Genomic DNA, 15631 nt, shown 5'->3' on the forward strand with positions numbered 1-15631 from the left:
GAGCTAAAAGTATTTAATCACAATATTTTGATCGATAATCAAAGACTTTACATAGAATCTATTAGTGAGAACAGCTAAGCCAGCTTATCTCGGAATTTTAAACTTTTGACAAAATTAACAAATGCTCTAACTACATTTAACTCTAAAGACTCTTCTAAATAGATCATTCGGGCAATTCTTAAAAGTGGTTCACCATTATTTAATGTAATATCATATTTGTGCAAATGGTCATCATCGGAAACAAAGGATGAGGGCAGCAAAGCATATCCCAAACCATGGATAACCATCTCCTTGCAGGCATTAACATGGTCAACTTCCGCAGCGATTAATGGGGGTTGTCCGTATTTTTCTGTCCACCATTGGTGAATAGACCCTCGATTCGCCGATTCCTGTTTATGGACAATTCGGGGTATATTAGGAAGGTCATTAATATTAATTTTATTTTTTGAAAAGATATACAGCTTTTCTCTATATAATATATGTTCAGATCCCAGCCAATGGTCATCACCACGATGAAAGCCAACATGAACATCATGATTGCTTACCAAATTAATAATATTGCTTGCAAAGGAAGACATTATTTTAAAATCGACATCCGTTTGTTTCTCTTTAAATGAATTTAGCATACGGGGAAGCTTATGTTCGGCTAAAAACCTAGAGGTGCCAATTCTTAATGTACCTTTTACTGTGTTATTAAGGTTTAAGATATTTTCCTTTGTCTCTCTAAGTTTGAGCAGCATTTCTTTGGCATAAGTTACGAGATATTCTCCTTGTGGTGTAAATGTAACCCCCTTACTTCCCCTAATTAGAAGCTTAACTTGGAATTCATTTTCAATCTGTTTTATGCGACTCGTTAATGCAGGCTGTGAAATATATAAATCTTGAGCTGTTTTTGTAATGTTTCCGTTTTCATAAAGTAAAGTAAGGATTAACCAGTCTCTGTCTTCCATCAAATTCTCTCCTTCGAAAATAGACTATCATTAGAAAATTCAACTCAAGTTTAAGGGGCAAGCTTTGAGTGATATAAATATTACTGATTGCAGTCATTAACTTAATTTATTTCCTTTTTAATCAATTCCGAATTATCATTATATTAGGACAAGTTAGCGCTTACAATGATATTTTATCAGATAGAGAGTTGATCTGTCTAAATTAATTAAGGGGGATTTAAATGGTCCGTAAGTATGGTTCTATTTTCTTGGCATTATTAATCGTTACATTAATAGTGGGTTGCAGTACACAGAGTGCAACCCAATCAAAAAAGGATAGTAAATATCCCGAACACGCGATTGAAGTTATTGTTCCTTTTAATGCTGGAGGAGGTTCAGATCTTACAGTTCGTACATTCGCTCCGTTTTTAGAGAAGGAATTAGGAGTTTCGTTGGCCATTATTAATAAGCCTGGTGCCGGAGGGATAATGGGAATGACTGCAGTATCCAAAGCTAAGCCTGATGGTTATACAATTGGCTTGACTGGGCTGCCTGGATTACCAGCTCTTACAATAACCGGTGACTTTACTGTGGATCCGATCAAAAATTTCGATTATTTGGGCGCTATAGTATCTGATCCTGCCGTTATTGCGGTCTCTGCAAAAAGTGAATATAAAACTTTAGGAGAAGTCATTGATCACCTTAAGAAAAACCCTGAGAGTCTTTCATACGCAGCTACGGGCTCGGCTGGTTTAGATGCGATAACTGCCTATGGCTTGGAAAATGCGACTAGTGCGAAGTTTAGAATGGTCAACTTTGAAAGTGGTAAAGAAGCAATTACTAGTGTACTTGGAGGTAATATTGACGCAGTTGGTCTAGCAGTCTCTGAGGCTTCACCTTATCTCAAATCAGGGGATTTAAGAGTCTTAGGTGTTGCTGGTGAAAAACGAGTTCCAAGTATGCCAGATGTTCCTACTTTTAGTGAACAAGGTATTAAGTTGTCAAAAGGGTTCGATACAGCAACTAAAAGCGGCATTGTACGTGGGTTCTTTATGCCTGCAGGAGCAGATGAGCAGGTACTAGCCACTCTACGAGATGCGGTGAAGAAAGCGGCAGAAAATCCTGAATTTAAGGCTCAAGCAGAAAAAATTGGACTTCCGGTCAGCTATGTAGAGAGCGATGTTTTTGCTAAGTCGGTAGAGACAATGATTAAAGAACTTAAGATACCGATCCAAAAATAATAACTGGTTTTTAAGTTGGGCCTTGTCTAACATGACAAGGCCAGAATAATTGAATGAAGGTGTGATAATTATTGATGAGAATGCGCTGGAATCACGAAAGTATTCTTTTTTTAATCATTCTAGCTATAGCCTTGGCAGGGTTATTTGGAGGTACTAAGTTACCCCTAACAGCAAGGTTTACGATTGGCTCCGGTGCGGCTCCCGTGATTTATGCAGCTTGTGTACTTGTTATCTCAGCAGTCTTAATAATAAAAGCACTTCGAAATAAGGAACCGGAAAAGCTCATTCCTCTCACGGGGAAAAAAGGATTAATTTTTGTTCTACTTTGTATCCTTTTTGCCATTTTAGCGAATTTCTTAGGATTTGTTATTTCTTTGTTCATCTTTTCTGTCCCCGCTCTAGTGTATGCAGAGGGGTGGCAATTTAAAAAGGCATTACCGTTCGCACTTATCTGGACTTTAGTTGTATATTGGTTCTTTGTAAAAATATTGTCAGTTCCACTTTTGCCCGGCATTTTTTTCAGTAGTTGAGTTTGGAGGTGTTTAAGTTTGAATGAATTATTCTCATCAATATCATTGCTGCTAGGCGGCTTCTCGAGCATACTGACACCTTCGTTGCTGTTGGCTTGTCTCGTTGGGGCAATTGCGGGAACGTTAGTAGGGGTTCTTCCGGGACTAGGACCTTCAGCTGCAATTGCAGTGCTACTGCCTGCGACCTACGGCCTAGATCCGCTTATAGGTCTGATTACGTTAGCTGGTATGTACTATGGTGCGATGTATGGAGGTACCATAACATCTGTTTTGCTAAATGTACCTGGAGAAAGTGCAAGCGTTGTTACAACATTTGACGGATATCCAATGGCCAAAGCTGGCCGTGGCGGAATCGCTTTGGGTATAGCCTCTATCGGTTCTTTTATTGCAGGTACACTAGGACTCATTCTTTTAACCTTAATAGCCATTCCGTTGGCCCGGGTAGCTATTAAGTTTGGCCCGCCTGAGTATTTCGCAGTTATGGTATTTGTGTTCGCTATGGTGGTCGGACTAAATAATGAGAAACGTCTTAAAGCTTCTTTGTCGCTGTTTCTAGGTTTATTATTGGCTACAGTTGGTCAAGATGTGGTTTCTGGAACACCTCGTTTAACTTGGGGTTCAGTAACTCTCCTCGACGGAATATCCTTTTTACCTGCTGTAATCGGAGCATTCGGCTTAGCTGAGGTTGTTCAAAATTTAATGACTCCAGCAGAGTTCATTACGGATGGGAAGGCCAAGATCAGAGTACGCGATGTGTTTCCCAAACGTCAAGATTTAAAGGATTCAACAGGCTCAATCGTACGTGGTAGTTTCATAGGGTTCTTAACAGGGTTATTACCTGGTGGCGGCGGGTCTTTATCTTCCTTCCTATCTTATGGAGTTGAAAAGCGTTTGTCCAAAACTCCTGAATTATTTGGAAAGGGGGCCATACAAGGGGTAGCTGGACCAGAGTCAGCGAATAATTCTGCTAGTACGGCATCTTTTGTACCTCTTCTAAGCTTGGGTATTCCAAGCTCTGGAACCTCTGCTGTCTTGCTCGGTGCTTTTGTAATGCTAGGGATACAGCCAGGTCCAGGTCTTTTCTCCGAAAACCCGGATGTTGTTTGGGGTTTGATCGCGAGCATGTATATAGGTAATGTTATGTTACTTATTCTTAACACCGCTTTTATACCTTATTTTATCTGGTTACTAAAAATATCACAACGCACCCTATCAGTCATTGTCGCAACTCTGTGCTTTGTCGGAGTGTATAGCTTAAATAACTCCATGTTCGACATATGGGTCATGATATTATTCACTATTCTTGGGTATGCCTTCAAGGTATACGGTGTGCCGGGGACTCCTTTGGTCTTAGCCTTAGTCTTAGGTGGTGAGATGGAATATTCTTTAAGGCAGTCGTTAGTCATGTCAATGGGTTCTCCATCGGTATTCCTAGAACGGCCGATTAGCGCAGTTCTGATTATTTTAACTGTATTGGTAATAGTAATGCCCCCTTTACTTGCAAGATACCGGCGTAATAAATCCTCAGATCAGGTATCGTAAATTATTAGTTATGGCTGAAACGAAACTAGATATTGTAGGTTCTTTTAATTAGACAAGGTAATTATGTAAGGAGGAAATTTTATGAAAATTATTGATCTGGAGGCGTCGTTTTATAGTTGCCCCTTCGAGAAGCCTGTTGAGAACAGTATTTATACCTATAGCAAATATGACCTGATCACGGTTCACTTGAAGACGGATGAGGGAATAACAGGCTTCGGATGGGTTAGAGGTGGAGCGGATGTACTAGCTACGGTCCTGAGCCTTAAAGATGTCGTTGTTGGTCGTGATCCCTATGAGTATGAAAAGATTTGGTCCTTAATGTATCGACCGAAGATTACCGGTCGCAAAGGTCTGGGCATTAGAGCTGTTTCCTGTATAGATATCGCACTTTGGGATATTATGGGCAAAGCTGCTCGCCAACCTGTATACAAGCTCCTGGGCGGTTATACTCAGAAGCTGCCTGCTTACATTGCTGGTGGATACTATGAGGACTCAAAAGGTATAGAGGGTCTGATTGAAGAGATGCTTAAGAATGTTGATATGGGAGCTAAAGCTGTCAAAATGAAGATTGGAAAACTGTTAATCAAGGAAGATTTAAAAAGGATTGAAGTGGTGAGGAAGGCTATTGGACCTGATGTAAAGCTCATGATCGACGCGAATAACGCCTATACCCCTAGTGATGCTATTGAGATGGCTCGTGGCTCTGAAGCGTATGATGTATATTGGTTTGAAGAGCCGGTACATCCGGATGATCTCCCAGGGCTCAAACGGGTAGCCCAAAAAAGCAATATTCGAATCGCGACAGGTGAAAACGAATATACGGCCTTTGGATTCCGTGAGCTATTAATTAATGATACTGTTGATGTTATTAATCCAGATGCCCATTACTGTGGTGGAATTACCGAATGGAAAAAGATTGCTGACCTTGCCAGGGTCTTTAACGTTCAGGTTGCTCCCCATGGCAGCCAGCAGCTTCACTGCCACTTGCTTGCATCTATTTCTAACGGGCTCATCCTTGAGTACTATCCGCCGAACACGAATCCCATTTTAGGAGGTCAGATGTTTGAAGAGTTCCTTCCATATGAAAATGGATTTGTCAGTCCACCGGATCGCCCAGGGCTAGGTTTTGAGCTAAATCGAGATTTTATGAAGCAATATTTAATATCCCAAGTCTCTTAAACTGACACTCTCTCATCCATGAATTCAGGGGCTTCGGTTGTATGTATGGACATTATTGAAAGCTATAAAGTTAAAAACTATTTATAGCAGAAAATAGGGCACCCACTTTAGTGGCTGCCCTCTAGAATAAACCCTACGTGTCTTATTAATACAAACGGCATTCCCGTAAGCGTTAAACTTCACCCACATAGTTACAATAAAGCACTATGAAATAACTAGACTAACCTAGTAAAATGAGACACGATAAAACACCTTCGAATGGTACACTGAAATTAAGTACTAAAATCGGGGGTGTTTTTGCATGGGCAAAAACGTTTATTCTAGTGAAACAAAACGGGCTGTTGTGAAAGATAAGATGTCAGGTGAGTTAACTATTTGGAGATGGTAAAGGAGTTGAAAAACAAGTAATCCTACAAATTGTTGAAAAGTTCCGTACAAAGTACACTGTTACGGCGATTTTATCTGCCCTATGAGCCCGTCCGTCACAACTTTGCAGGGTATAATACCCATAGTTAACTCCTCCAGCGTTTTGTTATTATCAATATAACCTGATTTCAATTGTAAATAAGCTTTTTTCGAATAGATAAGCAAGATAACGACATTAACTATTTAAATAATAATAGATACAGATATGGAGGAATGAATGTGGCTGAAATACTAAACACAATGGACTGTTGGCAAGAAGTCAATGGGGATATCATCATTGACTTGCCAGGAGATTTTGATATTAAAGCAAATCTTGGCTATTTGGAGCGGAACAAAAATGAATGTATGTTTGAAGTTGAAAACGAAATAATCACACGGGTGATTGTCGTTGGCGACACCCGAACCTTAGTACAAATACACGTAAATAAACGAAATCAGATGATTGTTCAGTTTTTAAAAGACTCCCGACCTCTGAGGCAGTCGGACCGCGAGGAGGTCGTCCGGTACATTCGCGAATGGTTTGATTTTGATCGTGATTTAACGCCATTTTATGAAATGGCAAAAGCAGACCCGCTCCTAAAGGGACCTATCCAAGAATTCTCCGGATTACGTTTGATTGGCGTTCCCGATTTATTTGAGGCCCTCTGCTGGGGAATTTTAGGACAGCAGATCAACTTAGCATTTGCCTACACGTTAAAAAGGCAATTTGTTGAAAAATTTGGCGATTCAATCGAGTGGAATGGCAAGAAATATTGGATATTTCCTTCCTTTGAACAAATTGCAAAATTAACACCTGAAGATCTAACAGATATAAAAATGACTTTTAAAAAAAGTGAATATATTATTGGCATTGCCCAATTGATGGTCAGTGGGGAATTATCGAAGGAAAAATTATTGAGAATGGGCAGCCTTAATGAAGCTGAAAAAAGTTTAGTTAAAATCCGCGGGATTGGTCCATGGACAGCGAATTATGTACTAATGCGCTGCTTACGTTATACCTCGGCATTTCCAATTGATGATGTCGGACTGCATAATGCCATTAAACATTTAACCGGTTCAGATAAAAAGCCTGTTAGAGAAGAGCTCTTTAACCTATCATTAAGGTGGGAGAAATGGCAAGCCTATGCAACGTTTTATTTGTGGCGAGTCCTTTACTAAAAAATATGAAGGAAAGCACTAATAAAATTGTAACAAGTTTTGTCTTTCAGCGGGGTTATGAAGAACATTTCATATCAAATTTTAATAAGTTTTGGTCTTCATCGGCGTTATGAAGAACATTTCTTATTCAATTTTAATAGGTTTTGGACTTCATCAGCGTAATGAAGGACATTTCTTTTGCAATTTTAATAAGTATTGTCCTTCATCAGCTAATCCACCACACTTACAAATATGAGAATACCGGTGTCCACCGGAATTCCCCTTAAATTCCCTTTTAATGTTGCAAATCCACTGGAGTAACAGCATCTCGTAACTCTTTTTCCAGTTCCTCTTTATATTGTGCTGTTTGTTCCTTATTCCATCCTAATTTGTCCTCCATGAAGGCAATTACTTCATCCTTCCAAGTACGGACCCATTCGATGTTGAAAAATAAAGCTCCTGTACGGCGGATAAAGAAGTCTGCAGGCGTTACAACCATTTCATGCTCAATGGAGTACATTAATTGAGCATAAACTTCCCTTGCGAGCTTTACTTTTTCAATTTCATCAAATGTTCTTCCGTATTGGTAAAGTTCATTCACATTTGAACCGTACATTTGAACAAACCGCCGACCTTCCTCCTGAGTGAATCCATATTCAACAGCTTCCTGTACTTTAAGGGCAATATATTGTTTGAATCCTTTAGAACCCCCGACATTCCCTCCTGAAAAGGGGTATGTTTTCGTTTGTGGTCCTTTAAATCTTTGCCCTGTCTCACCAAGCCTTTTTACAATCAGATCGACGACCGATTCTGCCATTTTCCGATATCCGGTTAGCTTTCCACCGGCAATGGTTATAAGACCGCTTTCCGCTTCCCAAATTTCATCTTTACGGGATATCTCTGAAGGATCCTTTCCTTCTTCATAAATTAATGGACGTACACCAGCCCAGCTTGATTCAATGTCTTTTTCGGTAACCTTTACTTCTGGAAACATAAAATGAATCACATTTATTAGATATTCACGGTCTGCCGCAACCATTTTTGGATGGGTAGCATCGCCATCAAAAAAAGTATCGGTAGTCCCCACATAGGTTTTCCCGTCACGTGGAATCGCGAACACCATCCGCCCATCTGGAGTGTCAAAATATACGGCTTGATGCAGCGGGAAAACAGACTGGTCCATCACGAGGTGAACACCTTTTGTTAAACGTAATTGTTTGTTATTCTTTGAGTAATCTTTTTTACGAATGTTATCGACCCATGGACCTCCTGCATTCACCACTTTTTTCGCCTGGATAGTTACCACCATGTTTGTAAGCATATCCTTAACCCTGACGCCTGTAATCACGTTATTTTGATAGATAAACTCCTCAGCCTTTACATAATTCAAAATATGGGATCCATTTTGAAATGCAGCCTTTATAACTTCAATGGTTAATCGGGCATCATCGGTTCGGTATTCAACATAGTACCCGCCCCCCTTTAGTCCTTCCTTTTTAACAAGCGGTTCTTTAGAAATTGTTTCATTCCTAGAAAGCATGCTACGGCGTTCTGACTTTTTTACTCCAGCTAAAAAATCATATACTCGTAAACCAATGGATGTGCTCAGGGGTCCGAATGTTCCGCCTATATACATTGGAAGAAGCATCCATTCTGGGGTGGTGACATGGGGTCCATTTTCATAGACAATTGCCCGCTCCTTACCTACTTCTGCAACCATTCCAACTTGAAATTGCTTTAAGTAACGCAGTCCGCCATGTACAAGCTTTGTTGAACGACTAGATGTACCAGCCGCAAAGTCCTGCATTTCTACCAAAGCCACTTTCATCCCTCGTAGGGTGGCGTCCAAAGCGATTCCGGCACCAGTGATTCCTCCCCCAATAACAAGCAGGTCATATTGTCCCTCAGACATGCTTTTAAGCCGATTTTCTCTTTTTAGAGCTGAAAATGATTCTGTCATTTTTCTTCCCTCTCACTCAATCATGATAGATGGATTTCCACTTTTCTTTATTTGCCTTAATAAATACAAAAGGACATGAACTTAATCGTTACCGTTCACTGCAAAAATGTGCATTACAGGGCACGATTATAACCAAATCGTTACCGTTTATCGATAGGTTCATTCCATTCGTAATATCTTATTTAAATGCCATCGCTGCATGAACTGCTTTTTTCCAACCATTATAGAGAAGTTCCCTTTTTTCTTTAGTCATTTCAGGCTCAAAGCAACGGTCAATTGCCCACTGGTTTGAAATCTCTTCTTTGCTGCTCCAAAAACCAGTTGCAAGACCGGCTAGATATGCTGCTCCGAGTGCTGTTGTTTCATTTATAATCGGCCTTTCAACAGGAACATTTAGGAGATCACTCTGAAACTGCATTAAGAAATTATTCATAACTACGCCGCCATCCACACGGAGGTTTTTTAAGTTAATTTCGGAATCTGCCTCCATGGCAGATAAAACATCCTTTGTTTGATAGGCAAGCGACTCAACTGTTGCCCGTACAAAATGTTCCTTGCTGGTTCCTCTCGTAAGTCCAAAGACAGCACCTCGAACATCACTATCCCAATAAGGCGTACCAAGACCCACAAATGCAGGGACAACATAAACTCCGTCTGTCGACTCCACTTTAGAAGCGTAATTTTCGCTGTCTTTTGCACTTTTTAACATCCTTAATCCATCTCGAAGCCACTGAATCGCCGAGCCAGCAACAAAAATACTGCCTTCAAGAGCATACTCAACCTTTCCATTTAATCCCCAGGCAATCGTGGTGAGCAGTCCATGCTCAGATCGAACAGCTTTTTCGCCAGTATTCATCAGCATAAAACAACCCGTACCATAAGTATTTTTGGCCATACCTTTCTCAAAACATGCCTGGCCGAATAAAGCAGCTTGCTGATCACCAGCAGCACCTGCAATCGGAATTTCCTGTCCAAAAAAGTGATTACCTTCAGTTTGCGCATAAATTTCAGATGAAGATTTCACTTCTGGAAGCATTGTTCGAGGAACTCCTAAAATTTTTAATAATTCCTCATCCCATTTTAAATCATAAATATTAAACATTAATGTACGTGATGCATTACTATAGTCAGTGACATGAGTCTTCCCGCCAGACAACTTCCAAATCAACCATGTATCAATAGTACCAAATAATAATTTTCCCTGTTCTGCTTCCCCTCTTGCCCCTTCTACATTGTCCAGTATCCATTTTACTTTGGTTCCTGAGAAATAAGCATCAATTAATAGTCCCGTTTTTTCTCTAATAAGGTTATTATACCCTTTTTCAATTAGCTCCTCACAAATCCCGCTTGTTTGCCTAGATTGCCATACAATTGCGTTATAAACTGGTCTTCCTGTTTCCGGGTCCCAGACCACTGTCGTTTCTCGCTGGTTCGTGATTCCAATCCCGCTAATCTGTTCAGGTTTAATGCCTGATTCTGTTAGTACAGCCGCAATAACAGCTAAGACAGAACCCCATATCTCATTCGCATTATGTTCTACCCAACCTGGTTTAGGAAAAAATTGTGTAAATTCCTTTTGAGCGGTATGAACAATTTCTCCATTTTTATTAAACAGAATGGCTCTCGAACTTGTGGTACCTTGATCTAAAGACATAATATATTTTTCCATTTTATTATCCCCCCAAAATCATGACAACTTATGCAAAAAAGAGATCCACACAGAAACAACCTATTAAAATAGGTTAATCAGCGTGAACCTCTTCGTTCCCGAAACAAAATCCTAACATAGGTTAAATTTTATTCTATGGTGTAAACGTTGTCAATACTATGTAAAAAAACGGGTTTTCAAAGGAAAGGAATCCGATTAAGATTCCTTTCCAATGTCTTGATTATTTACCTATAAACATTTGTGTCCAGTGGTTTCCAGACTTTTCGTACCCTACTCCGATATGAGTAAAGTTAGCACTTAAGATGTTTTTCCTATGCCCTTCACTATTCATCCATGCATTTACGACTTCTTGTGGTGTCCGTTGTCCTTGGGCGATATTTTCCCCGGCAGACTTATATGTCACTCCAAAGTCTCTCATCATGTCAAATGGTGAACCATAAGTTGGGCTTGTATGTGAAAAATAATTGTTTTGCTGCATATCCACTGATTTCTTTTGTGCAACTCCACTTAATTGTGAATCGGCTTTTAAAGCTGGTAAGCCACTTTTGCTACGTTGAGCATTAGTTAAATCGATAACTTGTTGCACATATTGACTGACATTACCAGTAGTTGGCGCAGGAGCAGCTGGTTTTGGTGCTGGTGCTGCAGGCGCCGGTGTTGTCGGTGCTTTTGGTGCTGGTGCTGTCGGTGCTTTTGGCGCTGGTGTTACAGGTGCTGGTGCTGTCGGTGCTTTTGGCGCTGGTGTTACAGGTGCTGGTGCTGTCGGTGCTTTTGGCACTGGTGTTACAGGTGCTGGTGCTGGTGTTGCTGGTACTGGCACTGTAGGCGTTGGTGCTGCCGGATTTGGTGGCGGCACAATTGGCACTTGTTGTTGCCTTGGAGTTTGTCCTTGTTGATTTCCTCCAAATTGGTACCATTGAACAGATCCGAACGGGATATCACGATACTGAGCATGTTGAATCAAGATCGCTTTTGTATGTGGGTAGCTTTTACTATCCAAATTTGTACTATCTGCTGAGATATCCAACCCGTCATTATGGTTATTCATACTACGACCATTATAGTAATTCACATTACGATCGTTAAATATATGTCGGTCTGTATCCAGATTGTTATTTACATTTAATCGGTTGTTATTTACATTTCTTTGATTATTGTACCGACTGGTATTACGATAGTTATTCACATTGGTTACATTGTTTCGATTTCGATCCCAATCGCGATCACTATTATCATTATTGGTGTAATCCTCGGTTAGTGGTCCATTATGGTCTATTCCATCATCTCTGTTGTTACCAACATTTAAAGTCGTGTTGTCACGGTTCACCATGCCAGTACGGACTCCATCGGCTGCATTATTCCCATTGTTATTACATGCAGCAAGACCAATTGTCAAAACCCCTGTTAATAGTAAACCTAGTGGCTTTTTTATCAAAATTGATTACCCCCTTGCAAAAGAATTGTTTTTGCCTCCTTATATTTCGTTATTTTTTAAAATGTATTAATGGAAAATAAAAGCATATCAGTTAAAAAAACAAAATTTTTTTCAAAAATGACTATTGATGAAACAAAACGAGGAATATTTTAAGATAAAATTTCTAAAAATATATTTGTAACAGAAATGGGAAAACCCTAAAACAAACATAAAAATAAAAAAAGAATTTATCGACCATACTAAAGAATTGGTCAATAAGTTCATTGGCGCTAAAAGTCTTACTGCCATAGTTGACACCATCGCTTCTTCGGTCACTTTCAGCAGCATTTCATTTTTGGTTAGTTTTCTTTTATCAACCGGATTCGATTGCATGTTTACGGTAATTCATTCCAACACATATCACCTTCCCCGCATTAGGAATTGCTGGTGCGAATCGGATATCTTCTTCATTCATTTTCTCTTGAGAACTTTTTATTATTTTGATTAATGCTTCTAATGCATCGTTCCCGCCTTCAATTACCTCTGTGACTGTTTTCGGGGCAGCGATTCCTGTCTTTCCAGAAACAGCTTGAACATCAATAATACCATATTCCCTGCACCTTCCTTTAAAAAAGAAAATCCCCAACCGAGGATTTTTTTAATGACGCTTTTCAATTCTTAAACAAGTACCTTTTTCAGTTTTTCCGTAAGTGATTGGATAACTGTTTTGTAGTCGGCTACGACCCCAATATTGGCTCGTTTGAAAATAGGTGCTTCTGGGTCTGTGTTGATAGCAACCACCGTCTTTGCATTGGAGATTCCAGCAAGGTGCTGACTGGCTCCAGATATTCCAACTGCAATATATAAATCCGGAGCAACGATTGCACCAGTCTGCCCAACCTGAAGGTTTGAAGGAACCCATCCGGCGTCACATGCAGCACGTGAGGCACCGACTGTACCCCCTAGGAGATATGCTAGGACATGAAGTTCATTAAAGCCCTCTGGACCCCCGACTCCTCGACCACCGGAAATGACAATTCGTGCATCCTCCAGCCGAATATCTGATAATGCAGCTTGAATTTTTACGACTAGCTTGGTTACAATCATGTCTTCTGTTGGAGAATAGTTAACTTCAATGATTTCGCCTATACGTGTCTCATCCGGCATATCTACATTCTGACTCTTTTTACGAATACCAACGACTACTAAAGAACGGGTTGTTGTATATTCCCCGAACGCCTTATCTCCGTAAATTGGACGAATCCAAGTTAATTTTTCACTGTCGGCATTGTAGTCAACTACTTCCGTAATAGCAGAGGCACCAATACGTGTAGCTAGTCTTCCAACAAGGTCTTTCCCAATCCTGTCGAAAGAGAGAATAAGGATATCTGCTCCGGACTGTTGGAATACAGTTTCGATGCAGTTTACATACAGTTCTACATCATATTCAGCGAGCAAAGGATTCGAAATCGTATAAGCGATGCTTGCCCCAAGGGAGATCGATTCCTTAGCCCCATCCGCCGCTAAAGGTCCTAGCGAGACAGAACGAACTTCACCACCAGTGGAACTAGCCAAGCGGCTGCCAAATGCTAACGCTTCCTTAGCACCTGTACTCAAGCCTTCTTCCTGTTGATTTGTAAATACAAGAATTCTTGACATGTTGTCTTCCTCCTATAAAATCTTTAGAGCCAATAGCCTCTCCGCTAATTCACCAGCGAAGTCACCACCATCATTTCCAGGCAGTACCTCACAAGCGACTTCCCTATTCACGACGTATGCCCGCTCCAGCTTGACACCCGGTTGACAGCGCTCACTATCAAGATTAAGTTCTTCTGATTCTAAAAGTGTAATCTGTTTACTTCTTGCAAGTCTAACATCCTTTACCTTTGGCAGCCTTGGGACATTTGTCTCAGAGCTTATGATTGTGAAAATCGAAGGAGACGGGACACTTACTACAGCATATCCGCCTTCTACTTCAATCGTAGCTTTCACATTATCCTCTTCCACCTCAAGGTCTGAAACGAGTGTCAAGCAAGGAATTCCAAGTTCTTCCGCCATAACAGGTCCAACAAGACCTTCTTCGATATCACTGGCTTGGTATCCTGTCAGCACAAGCTGAGCACCGCCTAAGGTTTTAATGGATTGTGCAAGAATATGCCCAACCGCTTGACCGTCTAAATTTTCCCACTCCGAATCCCATACTCTGACAGCTGCATTGGCTGTAAAAGCAAGCGCTCTTCGAAGTACATCCTCCGATTCCTCATCTCCAAGGCACAGAGCGGTTACTGTAGCTCCAGGTATTTTATCTCTAATTTGAATTGCCAGTTCAAGTGCGTTTTCGGCAAACGAATCTAGTACCAAATCGGTGTCACTTGTCTCCGGACGATTTGTATCAGCATCAATTTTAAAATATCTTGGTGTAATTTCCGGGTCTATAACCTGTTTAAGGCAGACAACGATGTGCATATTTATTTCACCTCTCAATTGATTACAATGAAGATATCTTTTGATGCCTTTCAGCAAGCTTTTTGGTTTATGAAAGGCACCAAAGAACTCCTTTGATTCCCTCCGGCAAGCCTTTTCCCCTGAGAAGGGTACCAAAGAACTCCTTTGATTCCCTTCAGCGAGCTTTTTCCCCTGCGAAGGTAACTAAAGACCTCCTTTGATTCCCTTTAACAAGCTTTTCCCCCTACGAAGGTAACTAAAGACCCTCGTGATCCCCTTCGCCAACAGTGAGGGGCACTATCAGTTCTTAACGCCTACCCCTGTTACAGACAATCCATTATCGTCTTTAGGATTTGGAGAAGGAATGAGTCCGTACATTTCCCTCAGCCTTTCCACCGCCTCAACAGGCGGCTTTGCATTATAGAATCCGCGTCGTGTCATGTAGACACCGGAGTTTTTGCGCAAATCTACTAATGACTCGCACATCTTAATTCCAGCTGCAAAGGAGTCAATCACTGGTACATCCCCAATTCTAGAAATTCCCTGCGTCGCTAAAAAGACATTCATCGGGCCCTCTCCTGGGATGATGACATCTGCTCCATCAGCAATCGCCAACTCTGCTGCCTTTTTGAAGGATTCAATAATTGGTTCAGGGTCATTAAATCCGGCCATAATATCGTCAAAGCCCGCTTCTGTCTGAACAATTGGTCCAAGCTTTCCTCCTAAACCGTACTTATCAGCATTTTGACGTAGCTGGTCCGCAAGCGGCGCTAAGAAATTCACTACCCCGATACGATCCCCAATCATGGACGCCATATGGAAGGAGGCTTGACCATACCCAACAACAGGAATATCTACCAACGTTCGTGCTTCTAAAAGACCTACATCAGGAATAGTCGCTATAAACATCGCATCATATCCTGCCTTTTCAGCTGTCAGGGCAGCTCGCACAAACTGTTCCCGGTGAAGATTTTGTAAATAGGAATGGGTTATAAATATCCCAGGGTAATGTGATGGGTATGTTTCTTCCGACATACCATGTAAAACAACCTCTACACCCGGTCGGGCAATCCTGCTCACATGATTGATGATTGCATCCCGATAATGCGGCACCCGGTCAATGGTTGTTAGGCTCTGATGCCAGATTTTCATTTCAAAG

At 40.9% G+C, this 15631-nt stretch carries 13 protein-coding genes; 5 read left to right on the forward strand and 8 right to left on the reverse strand.

Annotated elements, in window-relative coordinates; all coding sequences use genetic code 11:
• Positions 1 to 74: 74 nt before the first annotated feature.
• Positions 75 to 950, reverse strand: a complete 876-nt coding sequence (locus J2Y03_RS05965) for a LysR family transcriptional regulator (RefSeq protein ID WP_310191866.1) — start codon at positions 948 to 950, stop codon at positions 75 to 77.
• A 221-nt stretch (positions 951 to 1171) separates the two neighbouring features.
• Here J2Y03_RS05965 and J2Y03_RS05970 point away from each other — a divergent pair, with 221 nt between their 5' ends.
• From J2Y03_RS05970 to J2Y03_RS05990, 5 genes are all read left to right on the forward strand, one after another.
• A complete protein-coding gene (locus tag J2Y03_RS05970) occupies positions 1172 to 2170 on the forward strand; it encodes a tripartite tricarboxylate transporter substrate binding protein (RefSeq protein ID WP_310191867.1) in 999 nt (332 codons plus the stop codon).
• Between the two features lie 74 nt (positions 2171 to 2244).
• Positions 2245 to 2700, forward strand: a complete 456-nt coding sequence (locus J2Y03_RS05975; protein ID WP_310193005.1) for a tripartite tricarboxylate transporter TctB family protein — start codon at positions 2245 to 2247, stop codon at positions 2698 to 2700.
• 18 nt (positions 2701 to 2718) lie between these two features.
• Positions 2719 to 4242 (forward strand): tripartite tricarboxylate transporter permease, encoded by a 1524-nt coding sequence (locus tag J2Y03_RS05980; RefSeq protein ID WP_310191869.1) that lies wholly within the window; start codon positions 2719 to 2721, stop codon positions 4240 to 4242.
• 81 nt (positions 4243 to 4323) lie between these two features.
• A complete protein-coding gene (locus J2Y03_RS05985; protein ID WP_310191872.1) occupies positions 4324 to 5421 on the forward strand; it encodes a mandelate racemase/muconate lactonizing enzyme family protein in 1098 nt (365 codons plus the stop codon).
• A 666-nt stretch (positions 5422 to 6087) separates the two neighbouring features.
• On the forward strand, positions 6088 to 7005 hold the full coding sequence (locus J2Y03_RS05990; protein ID WP_310193007.1) for a DNA-3-methyladenine glycosylase 2: 918 nt from the start codon (positions 6088 to 6090) through the stop codon (positions 7003 to 7005).
• A 274-nt stretch (positions 7006 to 7279) separates the two neighbouring features.
• On the opposite strand, the gene J2Y03_RS05995 is transcribed toward J2Y03_RS05990, so the two are convergent.
• The 7 genes from J2Y03_RS05995 to J2Y03_RS06025 form a co-directional block, all read right to left on the reverse strand.
• The gene (locus tag J2Y03_RS05995; protein WP_310191874.1) at positions 7280 to 8944 is read right to left on the reverse strand and encodes a glycerol-3-phosphate dehydrogenase/oxidase; all 1665 of its coding nucleotides are present in this window, start codon (positions 8942 to 8944) and stop codon (positions 7280 to 7282) included.
• 178 nt (positions 8945 to 9122) lie between these two features.
• On the reverse strand, positions 9123 to 10613 hold the full coding sequence (gene glpK, locus J2Y03_RS06000) for a glycerol kinase GlpK (RefSeq protein WP_310191877.1): 1491 nt from the start codon (positions 10611 to 10613) through the stop codon (positions 9123 to 9125).
• Between the two features lie 220 nt (positions 10614 to 10833).
• Entirely contained in the window at positions 10834 to 11661 is an 828-nt protein-coding gene (locus tag J2Y03_RS28910) for a CAP domain-containing protein (RefSeq protein ID WP_396954187.1), read from the reverse strand.
• 739 nt (positions 11662 to 12400) lie between these two features.
• Positions 12401 to 12673 carry a hypothetical protein gene (locus J2Y03_RS06010; protein ID WP_310191879.1) on the reverse strand — a complete coding sequence of 91 codons (273 nt, stop codon included), beginning with the start codon at positions 12671 to 12673 and terminating at the stop codon, positions 12401 to 12403.
• Positions 12674 to 12705: 32 nt separating this feature from the next.
• Positions 12706 to 13686: an electron transfer flavoprotein subunit alpha/FixB family protein gene (locus J2Y03_RS06015; RefSeq protein ID WP_310191881.1), complete on the reverse strand. Its 981-nt coding sequence runs from the start codon at positions 13684 to 13686 to the stop codon at positions 12706 to 12708.
• Between the two features lie 12 nt (positions 13687 to 13698).
• Positions 13699 to 14511: an electron transfer flavoprotein subunit beta/FixA family protein gene (locus tag J2Y03_RS06020; protein ID WP_310191883.1), complete on the reverse strand. Its 813-nt coding sequence runs from the start codon at positions 14509 to 14511 to the stop codon at positions 13699 to 13701.
• Positions 14512 to 14772: 261 nt separating this feature from the next.
• Complete coding sequence (locus J2Y03_RS06025; protein WP_310191886.1) at positions 14773 to 15624, reverse strand: aspartate/glutamate racemase family protein; 852 nt, start codon at positions 15622 to 15624, stop codon at positions 14773 to 14775.
• Positions 15625 to 15631: the final 7 nt, after the last annotated feature.

The organism is Neobacillus niacini (genome assembly GCF_031457145.1).
Lineage (GTDB): Bacteria > Bacillota > Bacilli > Bacillales > Cytobacillaceae > Neobacillus > Neobacillus niacini_J.

Coding starts and splice junctions, on each gene's coding strand:
- J2Y03_RS05965 (WP_310191866.1), bottom strand. CDS start 950: ATGGAAGACAGAGACTGGTTAATCCTTACTTTACTTTATGAAAACGGA.
- J2Y03_RS05970 (WP_310191867.1), top strand. CDS start 1,172: ATGGTCCGTAAGTATGGTTCTATTTTCTTGGCATTATTAATCGTTACA.
- J2Y03_RS05975 (WP_310193005.1), top strand. CDS start 2,245: ATGAGAATGCGCTGGAATCACGAAAGTATTCTTTTTTTAATCATTCTA.
- J2Y03_RS05985 (WP_310191872.1), top strand. CDS start 4,324: ATGAAAATTATTGATCTGGAGGCGTCGTTTTATAGTTGCCCCTTCGAG.
- J2Y03_RS05990 (WP_310193007.1), top strand. CDS start 6,088: ATGGACTGTTGGCAAGAAGTCAATGGGGATATCATCATTGACTTGCCA.
- J2Y03_RS05995 (WP_310191874.1), bottom strand. CDS start 8,944: ATGACAGAATCATTTTCAGCTCTAAAAAGAGAAAATCGGCTTAAAAGC.
- glpK (WP_310191877.1), bottom strand. CDS start 10,613: ATGGAAAAATATATTATGTCTTTAGATCAAGGTACCACAAGTTCGAGA.
- J2Y03_RS28910 (WP_396954187.1), bottom strand. CDS start 11,661: ATGAATAACCATAATGACGGGTTGGATATCTCAGCAGATAGTACAAAT.
- J2Y03_RS06015 (WP_310191881.1), bottom strand. CDS start 13,686: ATGTCAAGAATTCTTGTATTTACAAATCAACAGGAAGAAGGCTTGAGT.
- J2Y03_RS06025 (WP_310191886.1), bottom strand. CDS start 15,624: ATGAAAATCTGGCATCAGAGCCTAACAACCATTGACCGGGTGCCGCAT.